The sequence below is a fragment of the Janthinobacterium sp. SUN176 genome (assembly GCF_030587335.1).
GTDB lineage: Bacteria > Pseudomonadota > Gammaproteobacteria > Burkholderiales > Burkholderiaceae_D > Janthinobacterium > Janthinobacterium kumbetense.
Map to the genome: position 1 here is coordinate 3,061,783 of NZ_JAPWIA010000001.1, position 23,946 is coordinate 3,085,728.

The following is a 23,946-nucleotide window of genomic DNA, read 5'->3' on the forward strand; positions in this document are numbered from 1 at the left end:
TGATGATGAATACCCACTTGACGCTGGCCCTGCGCCGCCATTCCTTCCATGTGTTGCTGGGCGCTTGCGCCGCAGGCCTCTCCTTGCCGGCCCTGGCGCAAACGGCCGTCGCCGCCGCCGTGGCGTCCGCCGCCACCGACATGGCCGCCGCCCCCGCTGCCGACGACAATGCCCCGATGGCCACCGTGGAGATTTCCTCGCGCAAGACGCGCTCTTCCGTCGCCCTGAGCAAGAATGAAATCCAGAAAATCCTGCCCGGCACGAATCCGTTAAAGGCCCTGCAAACCTTGCCTGGCGTCAGCTTCCAGACGGCCGACCCATGGGGCAACAACGAGCAAAACCTGTCGCTGTTCGTGCATGGTTTTTCCGGCCAACAACTGGGCTACACCATGGACGGCGTGCCGCTGGGCGACCAGCAATACGGCAACTACAACGGCCTGTCGCCGCAGCGCGCCGTGATCAGCGAAAACGTGCGCAGCGTCGTGCTGTCGTCTGGCGCGGGCGACCTGGCCACGGCGTCGACCAGCAACCTGGGCGGCACCATCGAAACCTATTCCAGCGACCCGCTGGCCACGCAAGGCGCCAGCGTGCAGCAAACGGTGGGCAGCCACCGCACGTCGCGCACGTTTGCCCGCTATGACACGGGCGCCTTCGGCGATGGCAGCAGCGCCTATTTTTCCATCCTGCACCATGAAGCGCGCGCCTGGGACTTCGATGCGCGCCAGGGCGGCGACCAGTTCAACGCCAAGTACGTCAACCGCAGCGAGGCGGGCAAGCTGACCCTGTTCTTCAATTACTCGGACAAGATCGAGCCGAACGAAGACAGCACCGTGCACGTGGCGGGCGAGACGAGCGCGCCATACACGCGCCCCTTCCTGTATCCGGACTTCAAGGCGGCCCTGAATTACCTGTCGCCGACGGGCGCCACGCCTGCCGCGGACGGCAACAATTACCGCAACTACTACAGCGATGCGCAGCGCACCGATTACCTGGCTTACGCCAAGTTCGACGCCAACTTGTCCGAAGGCATGACGTGGTCGAACCAGGTGTATTACCACAAGGATGACGGCGCGGGCGTGGTGGCCGGCCCCATCGGCGTGGCCGGCTTGCCGGGCCTGTTCAGCGTGTACTACCCGAAACAGAACCTGAAACAGGTGTTCGGCAACTCGGGCTACGCCGTGCGCACGACGGAATACGACATCAAGCGGGGCGGCTTCCTTTCCACCCTGCGCAAGGAAATCGGCAATCACCAGCTGGAAGCGGGCCTGTGGCTGGAACAGAACCGCTCGTCCGCCTACCGCCGCTGGTATGCGCTGGACGTCAACAACCCGACGTCGCCGTACGACCGCCCCAGCAATCCTTTGATCACGCAGTACGGCAGCGAAATCGACAACAAGGTGGTGCAGCTGCACTTGCAGGATGAATGGCGCATCCGCCCCGATGTCGCCCTGCAAGCCGGCTTCAAGTCCAGCCTGCAATTTGCCGATGGCCAATTCCCCGTGCAGCCGGCCAAGGGCGCCATCGCCGGCGGCTCGACGGCATTGCCGGTCGGCACCATCAACACGAAAAAATGGTTCTTGCCGCAAGTGGGCGCGCGCTGGGATTTCACGCCGCAAGACCAGCTGTACTTCAATATCCAGAAAAACATGCGCCAGTTCGTCACCTATGGCGGCGGCGGCGCGTCGCCCTGGAGCTTGTCGAGCCAGGCAGCCTTCGACCTGTTCAAGCGCGACGCCAAGCCGGAAACGGCCCTCACCTATGAAGTGGGCGTGCGCGGCAGCCACCCATTGAGCCTGGGCGCCATCACGGCCATCGATGGCCAGGTCAACGTCTACCACGTCGATTTCAGCAACCGTTTGCTGCAGATCAGCCCAACGCCCGTGATTTCCTCCATCATTGGCGGCAACCCCGTGCTGGCCAACGTGGGCAGCGTGCGCACGGACGGCATCGATATCGCGGGCACCGTGCACTTCGGCAACAATTTCTCGTTCTACAATGCCCTGTCGTACAACCGCTCGCAGTACGCGGACAATTACAACAATGGCGCCGCGCTGGTCTTGACGGCGGGCAAGAACGTGCCGGGCTCGCCTGAATGGCTGAACAAGTTTGTTGCTTCCGCCACGTTTGGCGACATCGAAGTGCAACTGACGGGAGACTATGTGGGCAAGCGCTACGCGACGTACACCAACGATTTGTCCGTCCCAAGCTATTTCCTGATGGGCCTGGGCGTGTCGGGCAAGCTGCCAGCCATGGCCGGCTGGCTGAAAAACCCGCGCTGGCGCGTAAATGTGAGCAACCTGGCCAACCGCGAAGGCTCGCTGAACGTGGTGGTCGGCGCGGCCGACAAGACGTACAACACCTTCCCCATCGCCCCGCGCCAGGGCTTCCTCACCTTGACGGCGGATTTCTGATGCGTACGCCTATCCTTCCGCAACGGCACTTTTCGCGCCGCAGCTTCGTCCAGGCGGCCGTCGGCGGCTTGGCGCTGGCCGCCGCGCCCGGCTTTGCCGCGGGCCTGCTGGAAACAAAGCCAAGCCGTCCGCTCGTCTTCGCCCACCGGGGCGCCAGCGCCCTGCGTCCCGAGCATACCTTGGCGTCCTACGCCAAGGCCATCCTCGACGGCGCCGACTACGTCGAGCCGGACCTGGTCGCCACGCGCGACGGCATTCTCGTGGCGCGCCACGAAAGCAACCTGATCGACACCACCGACGTGGCCCGCCGACCCGAGTTTGCCAGCCGGCGCGGCAAGAAGATGGTCGACGGCGAATGGCACGAAGGCTGGTTCGTCGACGACTTCACGCTGGCGGAATTGAAAACCCTGCGCGCCATCGAACGGCTGCCGAAAGTACGCACCGGCAACACCTTGTACGATGGACAATTCCAGATCCCCACCTGGGAAGAAATCATCGATTTTGTTGCAGCGCAATCAGCCGCCAGCGGACGCGTCATCGGCCTCGTGCCGGAGCTGAAAAGCTCCACGTATTTCCGCGATGCGGGCCTGGCGCTGGAAGACCGTTTCCTGTCGACCCTGCTGGCGCACGAGTACACGCGCCGCGCGCCCATCGAAATCCAGTCCTTCGAAGTGGCCAATTTGAAATACTTGCGCGAGAAGCTGGGACGGCGCGCCAACGTGCGCCTGATGCAGCTGGTGGTGGGCGGCGACATCCGTCCGATGGACGTGGCCAAGGCGGGCGGCAAGCTGACGTTTGGCCAGATGACGACGCCGGCCGGCCTGCGCGACATCGCCGCCTACGCGGACGTGGTGGCGCCGCCAACGCGAGGAATCATCCCGCTGGGCGCTGACCAGCGCCTGGCCAAGCCCTCTTCCATCGTCGACGATGCGCACCAGGCGGGCTTGCTGCTGCACACGTGGACCTTCCGTCCGGAAAACCGCTTCCTGGCGGCCGACTTCCGCGACGGCAATGGCGAGAATGCGCGCAACGAAGCGGGATCCGTGGCGGAAATGCGGCGCTATATCGAGACGGGACTGGACGGTTTTTTCAGCGACGATCCGGGTTTGGGACGCATCGCCGCAGGATAAACATTTCGTAACAAATTCATTTTCAGGGCGTGGCCGATGGCTACGCCCTTATTATGCGTTTCTTGAATTTCTGAAATTGGAATTTGAAATTGGACGCATATCGCAAACTCCATTATTGTGCAATGCAACAACAGACCATTCATGGAGGGCATATGTCCACTTTTACCAACACCTACAGCAACGACAACGACAATTACTTCAGCAACCTGGGCCGCGCCACGCGCGCCTTCCTGGGCGCCCTGCTCGCTTCCAAGCCGTACAGCGAACTGGCGCAGAAGGAAGTCATCGCCAGCAGCGTCAGTGATGAAGAACAACGCTATGTGCGTCCAAGCAAGCGCGATTTCGCCCTGCTGAACTCGGAAGCGAACCGCTACGAAAAACTGATGCCGAATCTGGCAGCCGAACTGCGCTTCCTCGCGTCGCGCGGCTAAAAAAACGCCCAGGGCGGCGTTGCCTGCGCCTTGCCGTACCTTCGTACTGTCTTCGGCTTGGCGCCTGGCCCTGGACGTTTTTTAAGCTAACTAAATACTGACAAGGATTTTTATATGATATTTCTCGAAACCGTACTGGTAAGTGTCGCCGTCGTGGTCACCGGCATCCATTTTTACCTGATCACGACCGGCAAGGCCCGTTTCTGATCAGCAAGCAGCAAGGCAGCAGCACGCCGCGCCATGCGTGTGCAGCAGTACAAGGTAATAGGTACAAGGAAGTAAAGTGATATGTCAGCCTGGCAATCGGTCCAGGCTGGCAAGCGGGAAGTAGTACTGTCTTAATGTGGCGCCGCGGCGTCCACCGGTGTTTCCAGCAGTGGCGGGGTCTGGCCCTTGCGCACGATCTGCACGAAAATCTCATTCTGTTTGACCATGCCCAGCTCGTAGCGGGCACGCTCTTCGACGGCGCCCGTACCATCTTTCAGGTCGCGCACTTCGGATTCGAGCTTGGCGTTGCGCGCCTTCAATTCCATGTTCTTTTTATTGGCCACCGCCACTTGGGCTTCCATGTCGGCAACACGCAGCCAGCCGCCTTTACCCAGCCAGAGGGGAAATTGTATCAACAGCAGCAGGGCTGCCAGGGCGAGCGTAATGAGGCGCATGGGGCATTCAGTTAAAAAACCGGCCGGAACATCTCCGGCCGGCCAGTGGGTTTTACATCAGCTTACTTCAGATTATAGAACGCATCGCGGCCAGGGTAGCTGGCGATGTCGCCCAGGTCTTCCTCGATACGCAGCAGCTGGTTGTACTTGGCCATGCGGTCCGAACGCGACATCGAGCCCGTCTTGATCTGCAGGGCGTTCGTGGCAACGGCGATATCGGCGATGGTCGAGTCTTCCGTTTCGCCCGAGCGGTGTGAAATGACGGCCGTGTAACCGGCGCGCTTGGCCATTTCGATGGCGGCGAAGGTTTCCGTCAGGGTACCGATCTGGTTGATCTTGATCAAGATCGAGTTGGCGATGCCTTTCGAGATGCCTTCTTTCAGGATCTTGGTGTTGGTGACATACAGGTCGTCGCCGACCAGTTGCACTTTCTTGCCCAGTTCCTTTGTGAGGATCGCCCAGCCGTCCCAGTCGCCTTCGTGCATCGCGTCTTCGATCGAGATGATCGGGTACTTGTCGCACCAGGTCGCCAGCAAGTTGGTGAACTCGGTGGCGGTCAGGCTCAGGCCTTCGCCTTCCATTTCGTACTTGCCGTTCTTGTAGAACTCGGACGCGGCGCAATCGAGGCCGATGGCGATCTGCGTGCCTGGCTCGTAGCCCGCTTCTTCGATGGCCTGGATGATCAGCTTGATGGCTTCTTCATGGTTGGCCAGCGATGGCGCGAAACCGCCTTCGTCGCCCACGTTGGTGTTCAGACCCTTCTTGTGCAGGATCTTTTTCAGCGTGTGGAACACTTCCGCGCCGTAGCGGACGGCTTCCTTGAACGACGGAGCGCCCACGGGAATGATCATGAATTCCTGGATATCCAGGTTGTTGTCGGCGTGTGCGCCGCCGTTGATGACGTTCATCATCGGCACTGGCATCTGCATGGCGCCCGAACCGCCGAAATAGCGGTACAGCGGCAAGCCGGCTTCTTCGGCGGCAGCCTTGGCGACAGCCATCGAGACGGCCAGGATGGCGTTGGCGCCCAGGCGCGATTTGTTTTCCGTGCCGTCCAGGTCGATCAGGGTACGGTCCAGGAAAGCCTGTTCATTGGCGTCCAGGCCCATGATGGCTTCGGAGATTTCGGTGTTGATGTTCTCGCATGCTTGCAGCACGCCCTTGCCGAAGTAGCGCTTGGCGTCGCCATCGCGCAATTCCACGGCTTCGCGCGAACCGGTCGAGGCACCCGACGGTACGGCTGCACGGCCCATCACGCCCGATTCCAGCAACACATCGCATTCGACGGTCGGGTTACCGCGCGAGTCCAGGATTTCGCGGCCGATAATATCAACAATAGCACTCATGTCATTCTCCAAAGTTAAGCTTAACAGGGGGCTGCACACTGCGTTCTGATGCGCAATTGCACAAAGGGGGCAAAGAAACTCCCGGCGGGAACGATCTGGCCGGGAGCTGTCTTACGGGTAATACTGTCGCGATCGACCGCGTTATTCCGCAGCGGCGTTGGCTTCTTTGTGCGCCAGCGCTGCCTTGATGAACGACGTAAACAACGGATGGCCGGTGCGTGGCGTCGACTTGAACTCGGGATGGTATTGCACGCCCATATACCAAGGGTGGGAATTTTCACCCGTGCGCGGCAATTCCATGATTTCGCACAAATCTTCGCTCGGCGTGCGGGCCGACACGATCAGGCCAGCCGATTCGACACGGGCCAGGTAGTGATTATTGGCTTCGTAGCGATGACGGTGACGCTCGGTCACCACGCTGCCGTAGATCTCGGCGGCGAGGGTGCCCGGATTGACGGCGCAGGTCTGCGCGCCCAGGCGCATGGTACCGCCCAGGTCCGAGTTTTCATCGCGCAACTCGACTTTACCATCGTGGTTTTGCCACTCATTGATCAGTGCAACGACAGGTTGATCCGTATCAAGGTCGAACTCGGTCGAATTCGCGTTCGGCATGCCAGCCTTGTTGCGCGCGTATTCGATCAGGGCCACTTGCATGCCCAGGCAGATGCCCAGGTAAGGGATCTTGTTTTCACGGGCAAACTGGGCCGCCTTGATCTTGCCTTCCACGCCGCGCTTGCCGAAGCCGCCCGGTACCAGGATGGCATCGTACTTGGCCAGGTTGTCGCAACCGGTCGTTTCGATTTCTTCCGAATCGATGTACTCGATGTTGACGCGGCTTTCCGTGTGGATGCCGGCGTGGCGCAGCGCTTCGATCAGCGACTTGTACGACTCGGTCAGCTCGACATACTTGCCGACCATGCCGACGGTCACTTCCGCCTTCGGGTGCTCCATCGTGTAGATCAACTTGCTCCAGATCGACAGGTCGGCCGGCGCAGGATCGAGGTCCAGCGCGTCGCAGATGATCTTGTCGAGGCCCTGGTCGTGCAGCATTTGCGGCACTTTGTAGATGGTGTCGACGTCCCACACGGAAATGACGGCGTCTTCCTCGATGTTCGAGAACAGCGAGATTTTCGCGCGCTCGTCTTCCGGGATGGCGCGGTCGGCGCGGCACAGCAGCGCATTCGGCAAGATGCCGATTTCGCGCAGCTTTTGCACCGAGTGCTGGGTCGGCTTGGTTTTCAGTTCACCGGCCGAGGCGATGTAAGGCACCAGGGTCAGGTGGACGAAAGCCGTGTTCTTGCGGCCGGCGCGCAGGCTCAGCTGGCGTGCCGCTTCCAGGAATGGCAAGGATTCGATATCGCCGACGGTGCCGCCGATTTCGCACAGGGCCACGTCGTAGCCTTCGGCGCCACGGCGGATGTAATCCTGGATTTCATTGGTGATATGCGGAATCACCTGCACGGTCTTGCCCAGATATTCGCCCCGGCGTTCCTTGCGGATCACCGATTCATAGATCTGGCCAGTGGTGAAGTTATTCACCTTTTTCATGCGGGTGGAAATGAAGCGCTCGTAGTGACCGAGGTCGAGGTCGGTTTCGGCCCCGTCATCGGTGACGAATACTTCACCGTGTTGCATAGGGCTCATCGTGCCAGGATCGACGTTGATATACGGGTCGAGCTTGAGCATGGTGACTTTAAGGCCGCGCGATTCGAGGATCGCGGCGAGGGAGGCGGCGGCAATCCCTTTTCCAAGGGAAGACACAACGCCACCAGTGACGAAGACAAATTTGGTCATTGCAGATGGTGCCGAACGGCACGTGCGGGAAATTGAAATTATACACTAAAGCCCGCCTGCGTCGCTCCCCGCGCACGGAAATTTGCGCCAAATACCGACTATCCCTCCCCCTCCTGCTGTCTACGCGCAACAAAATTACCCAATAACAATAATTGAAATATTTCCAATTCCATATGTTGTGTGGGCGAGCGAACAGACCCTGCCGCGCCCCGGCGGCAGACTGGGATTTTTCAACAGGAGGTCCATCATGAGCTACGAAGAACGCGACGCCTACGGCATGTATGTCAACCGCGGCCACAAAGGCCCCGGCCCTGAACTGATGGGCGCCGACACCCTGATCGGCGACCATGTGCACAATGCCAAGGATGAACACCTGGGCGAAATCAAGGAAATCATGCTCGACATGCGCAGCGGCAAGATCGCCTACGCCGTCATGTCGCACGGCGGCGTCTTCAGCATCGGCGAAAAGCTGTTCGCCGTGCCGTGGGAGGCGCTGCTGCTCGACACCGTCAACAAGCGCTTCACCCTCAACGTCGACAAGGAACGCATCGAAAACGCCCCCGGCTTCGACACGGATAACTGGCCGAACATGGCGGACAGCGCTTGGGCGACGTCGATCCATAGCTATTATGGAACGACGCCGCGCGAGTATTAATTAAGCCAAGGCGCGGGGCTTGGGCCTGCTTTAAAAGCGGTACTCCAGCCCTGCCACATACGTCCTGCCCCGCGCCGTGCTCAGCGGCGTATTCTCTTGCGACTGCGACGGCATCGAGTTCAGGCGGTTCAGCGCTTCCGAAAAATCCTTGTTCATGGCGTTTTGCACGGACAGGCGCAGAAACAGGTTCTTGCTGACCTGGTAGCTCGCATACAAGTCGATCACGGCCGGGATCTTCGGATTGTCGGCCTTGAGCACTTCCCCTGTCGCTTCATCGGCGTCATTGTCCGGCGACAGGCGGCGGTTCGAGCCCGTGTGCTTGAGGATGGCGCCCACTTCCAGCTTGTTGTCCAGCAGGCGCGTGCCCACGTCGAGGTTGTAGTACACGCTGGGCAGTTCGCTGATGTCGGCCGCGCCAAACCAGGCGCTGGCGATCGACGTGGGCTGGCGCGTCGTTTCGCGCGTGTACGACAGGCGCGCATACGCCGGCCCCAGGTGATATTGCGCTTCCAGTTCCCAGCCGCGCGAATACACGGGCGTGGCTGAGTTGATGTAGATATACATATTGGTCACGTATTCATCCACATTCTGCCAGTCCTTGGCGATCACTTCCGCGATATTGCACTTGCGCCCGCTGTCGCACACGAGGAAGGACTGGCTGGTGATATAGCCATCGATCTTGCTCTTGAAATACAAGGCCTTGAAATTCAGCGCATCGTTCTTGCTCAGCAAGCCATGCAGGCTGGAATTGAAACCCAGCTGGTAGGTGCTGGCCCGCTCGCCCTTCAGGAAGGGGTTCATCGACGCCCCGCCGTCATTCGAGAAAAATACTTCCTGCGGATTCGGCCCGCGCATGGTGCGCTCGGCGCTGGCAAACGGCTGGAACCACGGCGTCACCTGCGCGGAAACGAGCAGCGAGGGATTGATGCCATGCTCCTTCAACGCAATATTGCTTGCCCCTTGCGGGAAGCACTGCACGCGCAAGTCGCAGGCGGGCTTGTGGCCCGTCAAATCGAAGTGCGTGTAGTTGAGGCCCGCATTGACTTGAACAATACCGCGGTTGTATTGCAGGCCCGCATACAGGCTGTTGATCTTTTGCACGCCCTCTGGGCCGAACGTATTGTTTTCAATCGATTGCTGGTTCGCATCCGGGTTGTCCGGATCGTCGACCAGGCTTTCCACGTGCTTGCTGTATTTATTGCGCATCAGCTTGCCGCCGATGGTCACCAGCGCATCGCCGCCCGCCAGCCTGAAGCTGCTGGTGTTGTTGATGTCGACCGCGTCGGCGCGGTTGGCCGCATTCGTATTGATGAAATTGGTCAGCGCCTCGGGCATGTATTTCTGGTTGCCGCGGCTGCTGCTGGCCACCACATTGAGGTCGATCAACTCGGAAAACGGCGTGTAGTGATATTTTACGTAGTAGTCATCGCTGTGGATGTCGCGGCGCGTAAACGTGCTGCGGTAATCGCGCGCCGACAGTTCCAGCGCATGGAAGTCGCTCAATTTGAGGTCCAGCTTGAGCAATTGCGACTTGGGTTTTTGCTTGTAATAGCGGTTGTAGCCGAAACCGAATTCCTCGCTGTTGACGCCCTTCGCATTCTTGTAGTTGTTGCCGATCACGCTCGCACTGGTGGCGGCCATGAAGCCCACGCTGCCGCCATCGAAGGCGGGGTTTTTCATGGCCACGGCCAGCATGGCGCTGCGGCCCACGCCGTTATTACCGGTCCACATCTTCGTGCGCGCCCCCGTCTTTTCCCCGGCGAAGACGACGTCATCGACGCCGATGGTGCGGAAATTGGCGCTGCCGGCCAGCGCATTGACGCCGTCGCCGCCGACGACATTGCCACGCGACACATCCACGCCGATGATGAAATTCGGGTCGATCAGCGCGCCGAACTGGCTGCTGGGCACGCCGCCGTGCGACACGGACGACGGCGCGCTGCCATAGTAATTCTGGCTCACGCCATCGACCATCATGTTGACGCGCCCCAGGCCCGACAAGCCGCGGATGTTGACGCTGACGGCGCCCTGCGCCGGATCGATCTGGGTAAACGTGCCCGGCATGCTGCGCACGATCTGGTCCACGGGCTGCAAGCGCGTATCGGCCCCGCGCGCGCTGACGGCGCCCGGTTTTTCCAGCGCCTGCCGTTCCGCAGGCACCGTTTCACCCGATACATTCAGCGGCGGAAATTCCACCTTGCCACTGTCTTGCGCCTGTTGCGCCCATGCCTGCTGCGCGAGCAAGGCCATGCAGATGCCCACGGCCTGCGTCATTGTCTTGATATGCATACACCCTCGATTTGTTGTGTTATTGAAAAATTTGAAATTCAGCTGGCGTCGAGCTTGAACGACACGGGCAAGGTCACCGTCACCGTGCCCTGGCGCAATACGTTGTCGGGCGGCGCCGGCAGCGGCTGCGCGCGCTGCAGCACTTGCAAGGCTTCGCGGTCGAGCAGCACCGTGCCCGACGACGTGACCAGCTCGCTGGCCAGCAATTTGCCGTCGCGGTCCACCTGGAAGCGCACCCAGGCGGCGCCAGCCCGCTTGCGCTCGCGCGCATCGCCCGGATAACGCTTGAAGTGCGCCAGGTGGCCAAGCACCTGGCTTTGCCAGCTGGCCGGCGCCGCGCTGCTTGACGGCGTGTCGCTGTTGAACGGCGCCGCCTGCGGACCGCGCACGGCGGCCGGCGCCGGCGTGGCGCTGCTGCTGGCCTGCGCGGGCACGGACGCGTCCTTCGCGGCATCCTTGCCCGGCTCCGCCGACGGACTGGCCGCCGCCTTTTCCTCTTTTTCCGCCGCGACGATCTCCGGCGCGGCGGCGCGCGCCAGCACCGGCAGCGCCTCTTGCCTGGTTGGACTCTTTGGCGGCCGGGCGGCGCTGAACGCGGCCGACTGGCGCGCGCCCACGGCGTGCGCCACCTGCGTCTCCGGCGACATCGCTTGCGCGGCAAAGACCACCATCACGCTGGCCGCCGGATTGGCGGGCGCCACGGCGACGGGCTGCCAGCCGGCCCACAGCAGCAGCGCCAGCGCAGCGGCCACCACCAGCGCAGTAGCGATGCCCCAGCTCAATAGGGGGCGCGGCGCCAGCCCGGACTGCGGACTCACCCGCCCTCCCGGCCGACCAGGCCCACTTTCAGGTAGCCGGCCTGGCGCAGGGCATCCATCACGCCCAGCACGTCTTCATACGCGGCTTGCTTGTCGGCCTGGAAAAACAGGGTGCGCTGGCGATCGCCGCCCGTTTGCGCGTCGAGCAGGCTGCCCAGATGCTCGCGCGCCACGGGAGACTCGCCCAGGTACAGGCTGCGGTCCGCCTTCAGCGACACGAACAACGGTTTCTCGGGACGGGGTTCGGGCTTGGCCGTGGCGGCCGGCAAGTCGATTTTCAAGTCGACCGTGGCCAGCGGCGAAACGACCATGAAGATGATCAACAGCACCAGCATCACGTCGATGAAGGGCGTGACATTGATCTCGCTCAACTCCGGCATGTCGGCCGTGTCATCGTCCTGGGAGGGAAACAGGGAAGCCATGGCTCAGGCCTGCTGGCGCGTGTCGAGGTCGCGGCTCAGCATCAGCAGCACTTGCGCGGAAGCGGCGCGCAGCTGCGCCTTGTACTGGTTGATGCCACGGCTCAAGACGTTATAGATGACGACGGCGGGGATCGCCGCCACCAGGCCCAGGGCGGTGGCCAGCAAGGCTTCCGCGATGCCCGGCGCCACGGTGGCCAGGTTCGTGCTCTGGCTGACGGCGATGCCGATAAAACTGTTCATGATGCCCCACACGGTGCCGAACAGGCCGACGAACGGCGCCACGGCGCCTATGCTGGCCAGCAAGCCGATGCCTTGCGTCATGGCGCGCACCTGCTGCGCAATGAACTGTTCCTGGCGAAAGCCGGCCCGCTCCTTCAGGGCCGCCGCCGGCGCGCTGGCGTGCGACAGACTCAGTTCTTGCTGTACATCAGCGAGCAACTGTTGCGCCAGCGAAATGGCTCCTGCGCCCTCCACTTTGACGGCCGCGTCCGGCAAGGAGGTGGCCGTCTTCAGCATGGCGACGGCGTGCGCCGCCTCGCGCCGGGCTTGCAGCAAACTGGCGCCCTTCACCAGCAAGACCACCCAGGTGGCCAGCGCGGCGACCAGCAAACCGATGAGCACGCTTTTGACGACCTGGTCGGCGGCGAAAAACATGCCCAGCGGCGACATGTCATGGGGTAAGGCGGACGCTTGCGCGGTGGCATGCAACAGGGAAAGAACGACACCGCAGCTGGCGGCTTTGATACGGAACAAGGGGATACGCATGAGAACTTTGACAGGTAACAGGCATGGCTGCGCCAACGGCGCGCACGCGCATGCAAAAAAATCGGACGAACTACCTGGCTGCTATGGGGGAGCTTGCTGGGGGAGAGTGCCGGGCTGACCGCCCGGCGGAGGTGAAACGGCTTACTTGGCGCTGGCGACGGCGGGCGCGACAACCGGCGTGAACCAGACGAAATCCGCCTGCGGCACCAGCACCGTGGCGCCCTGCTGTGCCAGGACCAGCACCAGCGGCGCCGGGCCGCCCGTCAAGTCTTGCACGTGCAGCGGCACGCCCAGGTCCTTGTGCGCATGGTAGGCGCCGGCGATCAGCACGGCCGGCGCGGGCGCGGCCAGCAGGCGCTCGGCCATGCGGCGGTCGCGCTGCTGCTGCACCGACAGCATGGCGGCCAGGCGCGGCTCGTCGATCTGGTTGTCATGCATGACGCGGATGATGTCTTTCAATTTGTTATGCACCTTGCCGTCGTTGGCCAGGTTCGAATGCTTGCCCTGCACGGCTGGCTTGTCGATAAACAATTGCTTGATTTCGCTGCGGTCCAGGTTGGCCGACCAGACGGGATACGGCGCGCGCATCACGGTCATCACCAAGTCGCCATATTGCGCCCACTTCCAGCTGGGCTGCCAGGCCAGCAGCTCGGCCACGTGCTCGGGGCGCACGACGGGGTCCGTCTGCAGCCACGGCTTGACCTTGTCCACCTTGGCTTGCTGGTCCGGGTTCAGCATTTCCAGCAACACGCTGCCTTGCGGACGCTGGCCCTGCAATTGCTGCAGCAGCCATTGCTCGATCTGGTGATGGCTGAGCTGGTCATGCTGCTCGCCGATGATCACGCGCGGCGCGGCGGCCAGCTGGGCCAGCAATTGTTCGGCAGTCACGCGCTGGCCGCTGCGCAAGTCGACGATTTCGCCCAGCTGGCGCACGTCTTGCGCGGCGGATGCCGCGGCGGCGCCGGCAGAAGCGTCAGTCGCTGGCGCCACGCTGCTGCAGGCGCTCAGCGCCAGCACACAGGCGGGCAGGACTGCGGAGAAGGACAGGGGGAATTTCATGGCATGGCCTTTCGGGGTCTGAGCTGCGGGTCAAACTGTTGCAAAATAGGTATAGGCGGGCATTTTAATAGAAATGATTCTCATTTACAACCAAAGCGCGGCAAACCATGCAGGTTTTTTTACAACTGGCAAAAAATCAATATGGTGCTTCGGTGAAATCCCCGGGTGCGGAGTAGAATAAAAAAAACGGAGGACTTGCGTGAATCAAACTGACCAGTTGGCGGTACTGAAAAAACCGCTGCCCGTATCCCTTGCTGCCGTACTTTCCCTGATCTTTGCCGACCGTTTTTCCATGACGCAAGCCATGCGCGCACACCATGGCCGCGACGAGTCGAGCTATCCCCCCATGCTGCCGGACGCCGTCATTTTCGCCCATTCCACCGAGGAAGTGGCGGCCGCCGTCAAGCTGTGCAGCGCGCACGACGTGCCCGTCATCGCCTACGGCAGCGGCACTTCGCTGGAAGGCCACGTGCTGGCCCTGCATGGCGGCGTGACAATTGATCTGTCGCAAATGAACCAGATGGTAGCAGTGCATAGTGAAGACTTGACGGCCACCGTGCAGGCGGGCGTCACGCGCAAGCAGCTGAACGAGGAGCTCCGCGACACGGGTCTGTTCTTCCCCATCGACCCGGGCGCCAATGCCTCGCTGGGCGGCATGGCCGCCACGCGCGCCTCGGGCACGAACGCCGTGCGCTACGGCACCATGCGCGAAAACGTGCTGGCCCTGACGGTGGTGACGGCCGATGGGCGCATCATCAAGACGGGAACCAGGGCAAAGAAATCGTCGGCCGGCTACGACCTGACGCGCCTGTTCGTCGGCAGCGAAGGCACCCTGGGCATCATCACGGAAGTGACGGTGAAACTGTATCCGCTGCCGGAAGCGATCTCGGCGGCCGTGTGCTCGTTCCCCGGCACGGGCGAGGCCGTCAGCGCCGTGATCCAGACCATCCAGATGGGTATTCCCGTGGCCCGGGTCGAGTTTCTCGATGAAAACAGCGTCAAGGCCATCAACGCCTACGACAAGATGGCCTTGCCGGAAAAACCCTTGCTGCTGTTTGAATTCCACGGCACGCCGGCCAGCGTGGCTGAGCAGGCGCAGCTGGTGCAAGCCATCACGGCGGAACACGGCGCCAGCGATTTCGAGTGGGCCAGCCGCCCCGAAGACCGCTCGCGCCTGTGGGCCGCGCGCCACAACGCCTACTTTGCCCTGCTGCAGATGCGCCCCGGCAGCCGCGCCATTTCCACCGATTGCTGCGTACCCATTTCGCGCCTGGCCGAATGCATCCTCGCCACCCAGGCCGATTGCGAAGCGCAAGGCCTCGTCTACGCCATCATCGGCCACGTGGGCGACGGCAACTTCCACGTGCAGATGCTGGTCGACCCGGACGATCCAAACGACATCGCGCGCGCGGAAAAGGTCAACAGCGACATGGTCACGCGCGCCATCGGCATGGATGGCACGTGCACGGGAGAACACGGCGTGGGCATGCACAAGATGGCCTTTCTCGTGGAAGAACATGGCGAAGGCGCCATCGACACCATGCGCGCCCTGAAACACGCGCTGGACCCGAAGAACATCATGAACCCGGGCAAGATCGTGCGCTGGTAATCAGGCTATCCACTCCATGCGCATCGGCACGAAGGCGATGCCGCCCGTCTCCACCTTCGGCCCCGTGGCGACAAAGCCCAGGCTTTCGTACAGGGGCAAGGCATAGGCCGAGGAATTGACGGTAAACGCCGTGACATTCCCCCTGGCCAGCGAGACATCGCGGGCCGCCCGCCACAGGCGGCGCGCCATGCCGCGCCGGTGCAGCGCGCGCGGCACGAACATGTGGAACAGGTGCGTGTTGTCACGCATGGCCACCACGCCGGCCAACTCGCCGTCGATGTGCGCCAGCTGGTAATGATAGTTGGGTAGCGACAGGTAACTTTCGATGGCCGGCTGGCGGCAATGTTCGATGAACTTTTCCGCCCCCGCGCCATCGGGATGCAGGGTCAAAAAGGGCATCAGGTCGTCGATCAGGGCGACGATGGCGGGCGCATCGGCGACCAGGGCGGGGCGCAGTGTCGGTTCGGGCAAAGTAGTCATATGATAATCATGCCACCGCCTGGCCGACATTGACAAGCATCAACAGAAATCGCGGCTGCTGGTCCTCAAACGCCCCAGCAGATGCGACATGTCGACCAGGCGCTTGGCCACCAGGTTGCGCACCAGCCCCTCGCGCTGCCACACGCCGTACACGCCCAGCAGCGGCGCGCTCAGCACTTCGCGGCGCTGGCTTTCCACCAGGTCGGGCCAGACGATGACGTTGACGGTGCCCGTTTCGTCTTCCAGGGTCATGAAGATGACGCCCTTGGCCGTGCCCGGACGCTGGCGCACGGTGACGATGCCGCAGGCGCGCGCCAGTTGGCCATCCGTGTAGCTGGCCAGCGCGGATGCTGGCAGGAAACGCTGCTCCAGCAATTGCCTGCGCAGCAGCGCCAGCGGGTGGCGGCCCAGGGTCAGGCCTTGCGCGCGGTAGTCGCTGACGATGCTCTCGCCTTCCGTCGGCGCGGCCAGCACGGGCAAGTCTTCCTCTGGCGTGGTGACGCGCAGCAAATCCCTGTCGGGCACGGCGCCGGCCGCCTGCCACAGCGCCGCGCGCCGGTGCCCGGCCAGCGCGTGCAGCGCGTTGCCAGCAGCCAAGACCTGCAAGTCATGACGATCCAGGCCGCCACGCCGCGCCAGGTCGGCCACGTCGACGAAGGCGGCGATGGCGCGCGCATCCTCGATGCGCCGGGCCGCCTCGGCGCGCATGCCGAACAGGCTGTTCAAGCCCAGGCGCACGGCGGGCGCGGGGTCCTGCCCTGCTTCCAATGCCGCTTCCCAGGCGCTGACGGTCACGTCGACGGGCAGCACTGGCACGCCATGCCGGCGCGCATCCTGCACCAGTTGCGAGGGGCTGTAAAAACCCATGGGCTGGCTGTTAAGCAAGGCGCACAGAAAGGCGGCCGGTTCGTGGCATTTCAGCCAGGAACTGGCATACGTCAGCAGCGCGAAACTGGCCGCGTGCGACTCGGGAAAACCGTATTCGCCAAAGCCTTCGATCTGGCTGAAGATAGCCTCGGCAAACTCCTTGCCGTAACCATTCTCCACCATGGCATTGACGATGCGGTCATGGTAATTGTTCATGCCGCCCTTGCGTTTCCAGGCCGCCATGGCGCGCCGCAACTGGTCCGCTTCGCCAGGCGTGAAACCGGCCGCGATGATGGCCACCTGCATTACTTGCTCCTGGAAAATGGGAATGCCGAGGGTGCGCCCCAGCGCCTTTTCCAGGCCCTTCGGATAATCGATTGGCTCCTTTTTCTGGCGCCGCTGCAGATACGGATGCACCATGCCGCCCTGGATGGGGCCGGGGCGCACGAGCGCCACCTCGATGACTAGGTCGTAGAATGCACGGGGACGCAGGCGGGGCAGCATGCTCATCTGCGCGCGCGACTCGATCTGGAACACGCCGATGGTGTCGGCCTGGCACATCATGTCGTAGGTGGCCGGGTCTTCGGCAGGAATATCCTGCAGGCGGAGTGGCTCGCCGCGACGCGCACTCACCAGTTCCAGAGCGCGGCGCAGGGCCGACAGCATGCCCAGCGCCAGCACGTCGACCTTCATCAAACCCAGCTCTTCCAGGTCGTTCTTGTCCCACTCGATGACGCTGCGCTCAGCCATGGCGGCGTTTTCAATGGGCACCAGGCGCGACAACTTTCCTTGCGCAATCACAAAGCCGCCCGGATGCTGCGACAGATGGCGGGGAAAGCCCAGCAATTGCTGCGCCAGGCCGGCCCACTGCTGCGACAATGCCGCTTCCGGGTCCAGCCCGCATTCGGCCAGGCGCTCCAGCAGATCGCGCTTGCCGTCGAACCAGCGGTGCGCCTTGGCCACTTTTTCCACGATGGCCAGGTCGATCCCCAGCGCCCGGCCGCTGTCGCGCAAGGCGCTTTTGGGCCGATAGCTGATCACCACGGCCGCCAGCGCGGCCCGCTCGCGGCCATATTTGCCGTAGATATATTGAATCACTTCTTCGCGCCGCTGGTGCTCGAAGTCGACATCGATGTCGGGCGGCTCGTTGCGCTCGCGCGACATGAAGCGCCCGACCAGCGAATTGCCGCGCGCCGGGTCCACTTCCGTAATGTGCAGGCAATAGCAGACGGCCGAATTGGCGGCCGAGCCCCTGCCCTGGCACAGGATGTCTTGCGAGCGGGCAAAGCGCACGATGTCGTACACGGTCAAAAAGTAGGCTTCATACGACAGCTCCGCGATCAATTCCAGCTCCTGTTCGAGCTGCTCCTGCACGTTGGCCGGTATGCCCAGCGGAAAACGGATGCGCGCACCCGCATACGTTTCTGCGCGCAGATACGTCGCCGGCGTGTGGCCGTGCGGCACCAGCTCGTCGGGATAGTCATAGCGCAAGCTGTCGAGCGAGAATGTGCACAGGTCCGCGATGCGCAGGGTTTCCGCCAGCGCCTGCGGCGGATACACATTGGCCAGGCGCAAGCGCGCGCGCAGATGCTGCTCCGCGTTTTGCGCCAGCGCATAGCCGCACTCGCCCACGGGTTTGCCCACGCGGATCGCGCACAGGGTGTCGAGCAGCGGCTTGCGCGAACGCACGTGCATGCACACATGGCCAACGGCCACCACGGACAAGCCCAGCGCCTGCGCGGCGTCCTGCACGGCGCTGCGGTGCGCGTCATCCTGCACCCGCTGCAGCAGGTTCAAGCCTATCCAGCTGCGCTCGCCGCCAAAGGTCGCCAGCATCCACGCCCCCTGCGCGCGCAGCGTCGCGGCCTGGGCCGGATAGCCAGGCAGCAAGATCATCAAACAGCCGGGCAGCCCTTGCAAATGGGCAAACTGCGCCGACGGCGCGGCGAAATCGTCGGGCGTCAGCAAATAGCGGCCCTTGGCCGCCCGCGTGCGCGCCATGGTGATCAATTCCGACAGGTTGCCGTAACCGTCGCGGTCCTGCACCAGCGCCAGCAGGGACGGCCCCGGGCTGCCGTCGGCCTGCGTCAAGTGAAAATGCGCGCCGATAATCAGGGGGAAACCGGCCCGCTTGGCCGTCGCATGGGCGCGCACGACACCCGCCAGCGAGCATTCGTCGGTAATGGCCAGCGCCCGGTAAGCAAGCTGGACAGAGCGCGCCACCAGCTCTTCCGCATGCGAGGCCCCATGCAGGAAGCTGAAATTACTCAGGCAGTACAACTCAGCATACTCGGGTAAGACTGCGCTCCCCATGATCTACCTCAATACTGTATATAAACACAGTATATTATACTCATCTGAAAACGGCCATCTCAGTTATGCTGAGGTTTTACCTTGCACAGTGCCCGCCATGATCGTCCACTCATTAAAATGTTTCGGCGCCGCCCCCGGTGGCGGCAATGCGGCGCTGGTCGTGGAAAACGACCACGCCAGCGAAACGCAGCGCCAGGCCTTTGCCCGCGAACGCCAGGTCAGCGCCTGCGTCTTCCTCGACCGGCAAGCGGACGGCGCGGAGGGATGCATCGTGCTCGACTATTTTTATCCGCACACGCGCAGTCCCCTGTGCCTGCACGCCACCCTGGCGGCCGCGCATGTGCTGCTGGCGGCGCCCGGCGCACCGGCGGCGCTGACGATCACCACCGCCATGCGCGGACAGGCCTTGCAGCTGGTGCGCCGCGCGGAGGGATTGTTCATCGGCCTGGCGCCGCAGCCGGCGCCTGCCGTCCAGGTGGAAAAATATGTGCCGTCCGAGCTCATGGGCCAGCACATGCACTTGCTGTCGCCACCCGTCGTCGCGTCCGTCGGCAGCCCGAAGCTGCTGCTGGAAGTGGCCGACCGCACCACCCTGCGCGCGCTGCGGCCTAACCTGGAACTGATTGCCGACTGGAGCGCCTTGCACAAGGTCAACGGCTGCTATGCGTATTGCCACACGGGCGAGCACGAGTACGAAGGACGCAACTTCAATCACCTCGACCCGGCGCTGGAAGACAGCGCCACGGGCGTGGCGGCGGGCGCGCTGGCAGCGCACTTGCGGCAGTCGTTGCGCCTGCACCAGGGCCATGTGACGCAGCAACCCTGTCTGATCGAAGTGCAATACAGCACGCAAGCGATCTGGGTGGGCGGCATGGTGCAACGCAGCACCTGAATGGGGCATGCCGCACCAGCACAAGGCAAGCCAGGCAGTGGCCAAAAGATAATCAACCAGGAAACAACAGTTACAGCAAATTTGTAATAACAAAACAAAGTATCGCTGGTGGATGCTGAAAAGATGGCACTAGAATCAAGTCACGAATCTTGCTCATCAGCCACTTGGAGATACTGCGTGCCGACCCTCACCACCTTGCGTCAAGCCATCCTCATCAGCCTGTACGGCAGCGCCGCCCTGGCCGTTTTCAGTCCTGCCGCCATGGCCCAGAACACGGAAGCGGCCGCCACGGAAGGCCCCGTGCAAACGGTCAGCGTGGTCGGCTCGCGCCGGGTCGCCAGTTCCGCCACGGATACCATGGTGCCGGTCGATATCATTCCCATTTCCAAGGTGGCCGAGCAAGGCGGCCAGTTTGATCTGGCGCAATCGCTGCAATACATCTCGCCCTCGTTCAACTCCACGCGCCAGACGGGCGCCGACGGGGCCGACCTGATCGATTCAGCCGCCCTGCGCGGCCTCGGTTCCGACCAGACCCTCGTGCTGGTGAACGGCAAGCGGCGCCACACGACGGCGCTCGTCAACCTGTTCGGCGCGCGCAACCGCGGCAACACGGGCACGGACATGAATGCGATTCCCTTGCTGGCGATCAAGAACGTGCAAGTGCTGCGCGACGGCGCCGCCGCCCAGTACGGCTCGGACGCCATTGCCGGCGTGATCGACATCGAACTGAAGAAAAGCCTGGGCTGCGAAGCCGTGGCCGGCTACAGCCAGTATTCCGCAGGCGACGGCAAGAATTACATGACCTCCGCCTACTGCGGCATCGCGCTGGGCGACAAGGGCACCCTGGCCATCACGGGAGAATACCTGGACCGCGGCCGCTCGAACCGGGCCGATGCGGACAGCATGCGCATCATCGGCGACACCAAGTCCAAGAACAAGACCCTGTACGTGAATGGCGACTACGCCACCAGCCCCACGGGCAAGCTGTACTTCACGGCTGGCGCGCAGACGCGCGACGCGTCCAGCGCCGCGTTCGGCCGGGGCGGCATCGGCAGCGACGACATTCCATCGCGCAATTCGGCCGCCATGTACCCGGACGGTTTCGTGCCTTTCATCAATGGCAAGATCGACGACCAGTACGCCACCATCGGCCACCGCAGCCAGATCGGCGAATGGCATGCTGACTTTTCGCAAACCTATGGCTACAACAAGATGCGCTACGACATCAGCAACACGCTGAATGCCTCGATCGCCAACCTTGACCTGATGAACGGCGGCAAGGGCGTCAGCCCCAGCCGTTTTGATGCGGGCGGCTTCTCGTTCCAGCAACTGACCAGCAACGCCGACTTCAGCCGCTACTACGACACGGTGATGCGCGGCATGAACGTGGCCTTCGGCGCCGAATACCGCAGCGAGGAATACAAGATCATGGCCGGCGAACCGGGCTCCTACAACGACGCCGACGGCGTGGGCGTGGGCGGCAATGCGGGCAGCCAGGGCTTCCCCGGCTTCCAGCCCGGCGACGCCACCAAGGCCAAGCGCCACAGCATCGCCGCGTATGGCGACGTGGAACTGGACTGGACGGAGCGCCTGAAAACCCAGGCGGCCCTGCGTTATGAGAAATTCAGCGATTTCGGCTCCACCGTGACGGGCAAGCTGGCCGCCAGCTATAAAGTGGCGCCCAACGTGCTGCTGCGCGGTTCGGCCAGCACGGGTTTCCGCGCGCCATCGTTGCAGCAAGTGTATTTCTCGTCCACCTTCACGGACTTCATCGGCGGCGTGCCCACGGACGTGGTGCTGGCGCCCAACGGCGGCGCCGTCGCCAACGCGGCCGGCATTCCGAAGTTGAAAGAGGAAAAGTCGACCAGCTTTACCTTCGGCACCACCTGGACGCCGACGCAAGCCATTTCCGTGACGGCAGACTTGTACAACATCAAGATCAAGGACCGCATCGTGCTGTCGGGCCGCTTCAATGCCGACAACTACCCGGACCTGGCCGCGCGCCTGGCCCTCCTGGGCGTGGGCGAGGCGCAATTCTTCGTCAATTCCATCGACACGCGCACGCGCGGCCTGGACCTGACGGCGTCGCACAAGGGAGAATTGGCTGGCAACCGCCTGAACACCTTCCTGGCCTTGAATTTGAGCAAAACGGAAGTGACGAAGGTCAAGACGCCGGAATCGCTGAAGGGCTATGAAGACGTGCTGCTGTCCGAGCGCGAACGCCTGTTCATCGAACAGGGCGGCCCGCGCGCGAAAGCCACCCTGGGCTTCGACTACATCACGGGCAAGCTGGAATCGGACTTGCGCATCATTTATTTTGGCCCGCAAACCCTGGGCACCTTCAGCGGCACGGCCGAAGGCGTGCCGAATGCCCGTTACGCGGCCAAGACGTCCGCCGACCTGAGCTTCACCTACAGCATCAGCAAGAACACCAAGCTGACCTTTGGCGGCAACAACATCTTCAACGTCAAGCCCACCACGCAAAACGCGGACGAGACGGACAATGGCTTCAAATACGACAGCGTGCAGTTCGGCCTGAACGGCGCCTCCTACTTCGGGCGGCTGTGGGTGAAGTTCTGATCACCGTGTCCGCATGAAAACAGCGGCTGCGCCAGCATGGGCAGCCGCTGTTTTTTAGTTAAGCCGAACAGTTCAGCATCCACTGCACCCCGAACTGGTCCGTCAATTTACCGTAATAATCGCCCCATACCTGGATGGCGAGCGGTGTCGTCACCACGCCTTGATACGCCAGCTTGTCAAAAAGCTCTTTCGTTAACTGCCTGTCATGCATTTGCAAAATATGTGCAGACCCTCGCATGGGCTCTGCATCGTCATTGTCAGAAGCAAAGAACAACACGCCTGGTCCTTCGAATCGGGCATGCATGATTTTCCCGCGCATGGCTTCATGACGGAGCGGCATGCCATCCACGCCAAAGCGCAAGACATCGCTTATCTTGCCCAGCCCGCATTGCGTGTAGAACGCCAAGGCTTGTTCGCAAGTGGTAGTAAAGAAAAGATAATTGGATAATTGCATCAGCTCATCCTTGCATCAGGTTAGGCAAAGCGAAAGTGACGGAGCGGTCGCTGGCAGGATATCCAGATGCGATCAACCGTCCAGCAGTGGCTGCAGGCAGCCCCCATGGAGGATAGCCAATTATCCATCCGAAAAACTCATGCATTGTCACGAAAACACCAGTGACCGCCGATGGACGCTGCCCCCGCACACACGGATATCGCTTCAACGCCCCTGCTGCCCCAGTTTTCGCACAAAGTCACTTTTCCGGCCATCCCACAGGCATTTCCGGCATCGGCCTGCCTCGAACACGTGCTCGCACCGTGGCAAGCCATAGATGACAGAGGCGCATTCGGGACACAGGCTGGCCATGCCTTCGGCGTCGTCACGGTATCGGCTGCCGCATTCGTCACAGGTTTTCACAGTTCACTTTCACAGCTCATACACTCCCATGCTCCAGTACCGGCTGCCTTGCCTGTTGCGGGCAAGCCAACCCAAGGCCTGCAACTCCTTGCCGATCAATCGATTCATGATGCCATGCCCGACCAGCAGCACGGGCCCCCTGGCGGCAAGCGCAACCAGCCGCTCGGCGGCGGCCCTGGCGCGCTGCCGGGTTATCTGCAACGAGTCCGATCCGCGCGCATAACCGAACAACCAGAGCAGGCGAAAAATCGCTGCCCAGGCTTCAGCCGGCAGCCAAGGGGCCTTCCAGAGCGCAAAGGGCAACCCTGCTTCAGAGAACATCGCATCTTGCATGAATGGCAAGTCACCCAATGCCCTGGCCGATGAGCATGCCCTCGGTACCGTGCTGGCCACGATGGTCGACGCGGAAAGCGCTGCCGCAGCGCACTGCGCAGGGATGCCACCTTCTTTGATGATCGATTGATTGTAGAGATTAATCCACTGTCCCATTTGCAGCGGCGCTATCCAGCGCCCTTTGGCGAGTCGGGGCTCGCCGTGTCTCATTAATGTTATTCGCATGTTCAGTCA

19 protein-coding genes are annotated in these 23,946 nt (G+C 62.4%); 7 read left to right on the top strand and 12 right to left on the bottom strand.

The window, feature by feature from the left end:
- The first annotated feature begins 2 nt into the window (after positions 1–2).
- The 3 genes from O3299_RS13815 to O3299_RS13825 all read left to right on the top strand — a co-directional run bounded on the left by O3299_RS13815 (position 3) and on the right by O3299_RS13825 (position 3,972).
- On the top strand, positions 3–2,411 hold the full coding sequence (locus tag O3299_RS13815; protein WP_305062511.1) for a TonB-dependent receptor: 2,409 nt from the start codon (positions 3–5) through the stop codon (positions 2,409–2,411).
- Positions 2,411–3,541 carry a glycerophosphodiester phosphodiesterase gene (locus tag O3299_RS13820; RefSeq protein ID WP_099666942.1) on the top strand — a complete coding sequence of 377 codons (1,131 nt, stop codon included), beginning with the start codon at positions 2,411–2,413 and terminating at the stop codon, positions 3,539–3,541. Before O3299_RS13815 ends, O3299_RS13820 begins: the two co-directional genes overlap by 1 nt.
- A 152-nt stretch (positions 3,542–3,693) precedes the next feature.
- Complete coding sequence (locus O3299_RS13825; protein ID WP_099666941.1) at positions 3,694–3,972, top strand: hypothetical protein; 279 nt, start codon at positions 3,694–3,696, stop codon at positions 3,970–3,972.
- Positions 3,973–4,310: 338 nt separating this feature from the next.
- Here O3299_RS13825 and ftsB read toward each other — a convergent pair whose 3' ends face one another.
- The 3 genes from ftsB to O3299_RS13840 all read right to left on the bottom strand — a co-directional run bounded on the left by ftsB (position 4,311) and on the right by O3299_RS13840 (position 7,774).
- The gene (ftsB, locus tag O3299_RS13830; RefSeq protein ID WP_035821182.1) at positions 4,311–4,634 is read right to left on the bottom strand and encodes a cell division protein FtsB; all 324 of its coding nucleotides are present in this window, start codon (positions 4,632–4,634) and stop codon (positions 4,311–4,313) included.
- Positions 4,635–4,696: 62 nt separating this feature from the next.
- A complete protein-coding gene (eno, locus tag O3299_RS13835) occupies positions 4,697–5,980 on the bottom strand; it encodes a phosphopyruvate hydratase (RefSeq protein WP_070260371.1) in 1,284 nt (427 codons plus the stop codon).
- A gap of 141 nt (positions 5,981–6,121) precedes the next feature.
- Entirely contained in the window at positions 6,122–7,774 is a 1,653-nt protein-coding gene (locus tag O3299_RS13840) for a CTP synthase (RefSeq protein ID WP_099666940.1), read from the bottom strand.
- Between the two features lie 247 nt (positions 7,775–8,021).
- Here O3299_RS13840 and O3299_RS13845 point away from each other — a divergent pair, with 247 nt between their 5' ends.
- A complete protein-coding gene (locus O3299_RS13845) occupies positions 8,022–8,429 on the top strand; it encodes a PRC-barrel domain-containing protein (RefSeq protein ID WP_305062512.1) in 408 nt (135 codons plus the stop codon).
- 30 nt (positions 8,430–8,459) lie between these two features.
- On the opposite strand, the gene O3299_RS13850 is transcribed toward O3299_RS13845, so the two are convergent.
- The 5 genes from O3299_RS13850 to O3299_RS13870 all read right to left on the bottom strand — a co-directional run bounded on the left by O3299_RS13850 (position 8,460) and on the right by O3299_RS13870 (position 13,782).
- The gene (locus O3299_RS13850) at positions 8,460–10,718 is read right to left on the bottom strand and encodes a TonB-dependent receptor domain-containing protein (protein WP_305062513.1); all 2,259 of its coding nucleotides are present in this window, start codon (positions 10,716–10,718) and stop codon (positions 8,460–8,462) included.
- Positions 10,719–10,756: 38 nt separating this feature from the next.
- Positions 10,757–11,536 (bottom strand): energy transducer TonB, encoded by a 780-nt coding sequence (locus O3299_RS13855; RefSeq protein ID WP_305062514.1) that lies wholly within the window; start codon positions 11,534–11,536, stop codon positions 10,757–10,759.
- Positions 11,533–11,958, bottom strand: coding sequence for a TonB system transport protein ExbD (exbD, locus tag O3299_RS13860; RefSeq protein WP_305062515.1), 426 nt, complete (start codon positions 11,956–11,958; stop codon positions 11,533–11,535). Before exbD ends, O3299_RS13855 begins: the two co-directional genes overlap by 4 nt.
- Positions 11,959–11,961: 3 nt before the next feature.
- The gene (gene exbB / locus O3299_RS13865) at positions 11,962–12,711 is read right to left on the bottom strand and encodes a tonB-system energizer ExbB (protein ID WP_289916742.1); all 750 of its coding nucleotides are present in this window, start codon (positions 12,709–12,711) and stop codon (positions 11,962–11,964) included.
- Positions 12,712–12,864: 153 nt separating this feature from the next.
- Positions 12,865–13,782: a ChaN family lipoprotein gene (locus O3299_RS13870; protein WP_305062516.1), complete on the bottom strand. Its 918-nt coding sequence runs from the start codon at positions 13,780–13,782 to the stop codon at positions 12,865–12,867.
- Positions 13,783–13,981: 199 nt separating this feature from the next.
- Between O3299_RS13870 and O3299_RS13875 the strand changes: the two genes are divergently transcribed.
- Positions 13,982–15,391: an FAD-binding oxidoreductase gene (locus tag O3299_RS13875; protein WP_370385280.1), complete on the top strand. Its 1,410-nt coding sequence runs from the start codon at positions 13,982–13,984 to the stop codon at positions 15,389–15,391.
- On the opposite strand, the gene O3299_RS13880 is transcribed toward O3299_RS13875, so the two are convergent.
- Both O3299_RS13880 and O3299_RS13885 read right to left on the bottom strand, forming a co-directional pair.
- On the bottom strand, positions 15,392–15,871 hold the full coding sequence (locus O3299_RS13880; RefSeq protein ID WP_305062517.1) for a GNAT family N-acetyltransferase: 480 nt from the start codon (positions 15,869–15,871) through the stop codon (positions 15,392–15,394).
- A gap of 39 nt (positions 15,872–15,910) precedes the next feature.
- Complete coding sequence (locus tag O3299_RS13885; RefSeq protein ID WP_305062518.1) at positions 15,911–19,051, bottom strand: error-prone DNA polymerase; 3,141 nt, start codon at positions 19,049–19,051, stop codon at positions 15,911–15,913.
- A 97-nt stretch (positions 19,052–19,148) separates the two neighbouring features.
- Between O3299_RS13885 and O3299_RS13890 the strand changes: the two genes are divergently transcribed.
- Both O3299_RS13890 and O3299_RS13895 read left to right on the top strand, forming a co-directional pair.
- Positions 19,149–19,943, top strand: coding sequence for a PhzF family phenazine biosynthesis protein (locus tag O3299_RS13890; protein WP_305062519.1), 795 nt, complete (start codon positions 19,149–19,151; stop codon positions 19,941–19,943).
- A gap of 177 nt (positions 19,944–20,120) precedes the next feature.
- The gene (locus tag O3299_RS13895) at positions 20,121–22,523 is read left to right on the top strand and encodes a TonB-dependent siderophore receptor (RefSeq protein ID WP_099666931.1); all 2,403 of its coding nucleotides are present in this window, start codon (positions 20,121–20,123) and stop codon (positions 22,521–22,523) included.
- Between the two features lie 58 nt (positions 22,524–22,581).
- Here the strand turns inward: O3299_RS13895 and O3299_RS13900 are convergent, their stop codons facing one another.
- Positions 22,582–22,977, bottom strand: coding sequence for a glyoxalase/bleomycin resistance/extradiol dioxygenase family protein (locus O3299_RS13900; protein ID WP_305058484.1), 396 nt, complete (start codon positions 22,975–22,977; stop codon positions 22,582–22,584).
- Between the two features lie 411 nt (positions 22,978–23,388).
- Complete coding sequence (locus O3299_RS13905) at positions 23,389–23,922, bottom strand: histidine phosphatase family protein (protein WP_305062520.1); 534 nt, start codon at positions 23,920–23,922, stop codon at positions 23,389–23,391.
- Between the last annotated feature and the right edge of the window lie 24 nt (positions 23,923–23,946).

Excerpts from the sequence above, each read along its gene's own strand:
- O3299_RS13815 (WP_305062511.1), top strand. The coding sequence starts at position 3 with ATGATGAATACCCACTTGACGCTGGCCCTGCGCCGCCATTCCTTCCAT.
- O3299_RS13820 (WP_099666942.1), top strand. The coding sequence starts at position 2,411 with ATGCGTACGCCTATCCTTCCGCAACGGCACTTTTCGCGCCGCAGCTTC.
- O3299_RS13825 (WP_099666941.1), top strand. The coding sequence starts at position 3,694 with ATGTCCACTTTTACCAACACCTACAGCAACGACAACGACAATTACTTC.
- ftsB (WP_035821182.1), bottom strand. The coding sequence starts at position 4,634 with ATGCGCCTCATTACGCTCGCCCTGGCAGCCCTGCTGCTGTTGATACAA.
- eno (WP_070260371.1), bottom strand. The coding sequence starts at position 5,980 with ATGAGTGCTATTGTTGATATTATCGGCCGCGAAATCCTGGACTCGCGC.
- O3299_RS13840 (WP_099666940.1), bottom strand. The coding sequence starts at position 7,774 with ATGACCAAATTTGTCTTCGTCACTGGTGGCGTTGTGTCTTCCCTTGGA.
- O3299_RS13845 (WP_305062512.1), top strand. The coding sequence starts at position 8,022 with ATGAGCTACGAAGAACGCGACGCCTACGGCATGTATGTCAACCGCGGC.
- O3299_RS13850 (WP_305062513.1), bottom strand. The coding sequence starts at position 10,718 with ATGCATATCAAGACAATGACGCAGGCCGTGGGCATCTGCATGGCCTTG.
- exbD (WP_305062515.1), bottom strand. The coding sequence starts at position 11,958 with ATGGCTTCCCTGTTTCCCTCCCAGGACGATGACACGGCCGACATGCCG.
- O3299_RS13870 (WP_305062516.1), bottom strand. The coding sequence starts at position 13,782 with ATGAAATTCCCCCTGTCCTTCTCCGCAGTCCTGCCCGCCTGTGTGCTG.
- O3299_RS13880 (WP_305062517.1), bottom strand. The coding sequence starts at position 15,871 with ATGACTACTTTGCCCGAACCGACACTGCGCCCCGCCCTGGTCGCCGAT.
- O3299_RS13885 (WP_305062518.1), bottom strand. The coding sequence starts at position 19,051 with ATGGGGAGCGCAGTCTTACCCGAGTATGCTGAGTTGTACTGCCTGAGT.
- O3299_RS13890 (WP_305062519.1), top strand. The coding sequence starts at position 19,149 with ATGATCGTCCACTCATTAAAATGTTTCGGCGCCGCCCCCGGTGGCGGC.
- O3299_RS13900 (WP_305058484.1), bottom strand. The coding sequence starts at position 22,977 with ATGCAATTATCCAATTATCTTTTCTTTACTACCACTTGCGAACAAGCC.
- O3299_RS13905 (WP_305062520.1), bottom strand. The coding sequence starts at position 23,922 with ATGAGACACGGCGAGCCCCGACTCGCCAAAGGGCGCTGGATAGCGCCG.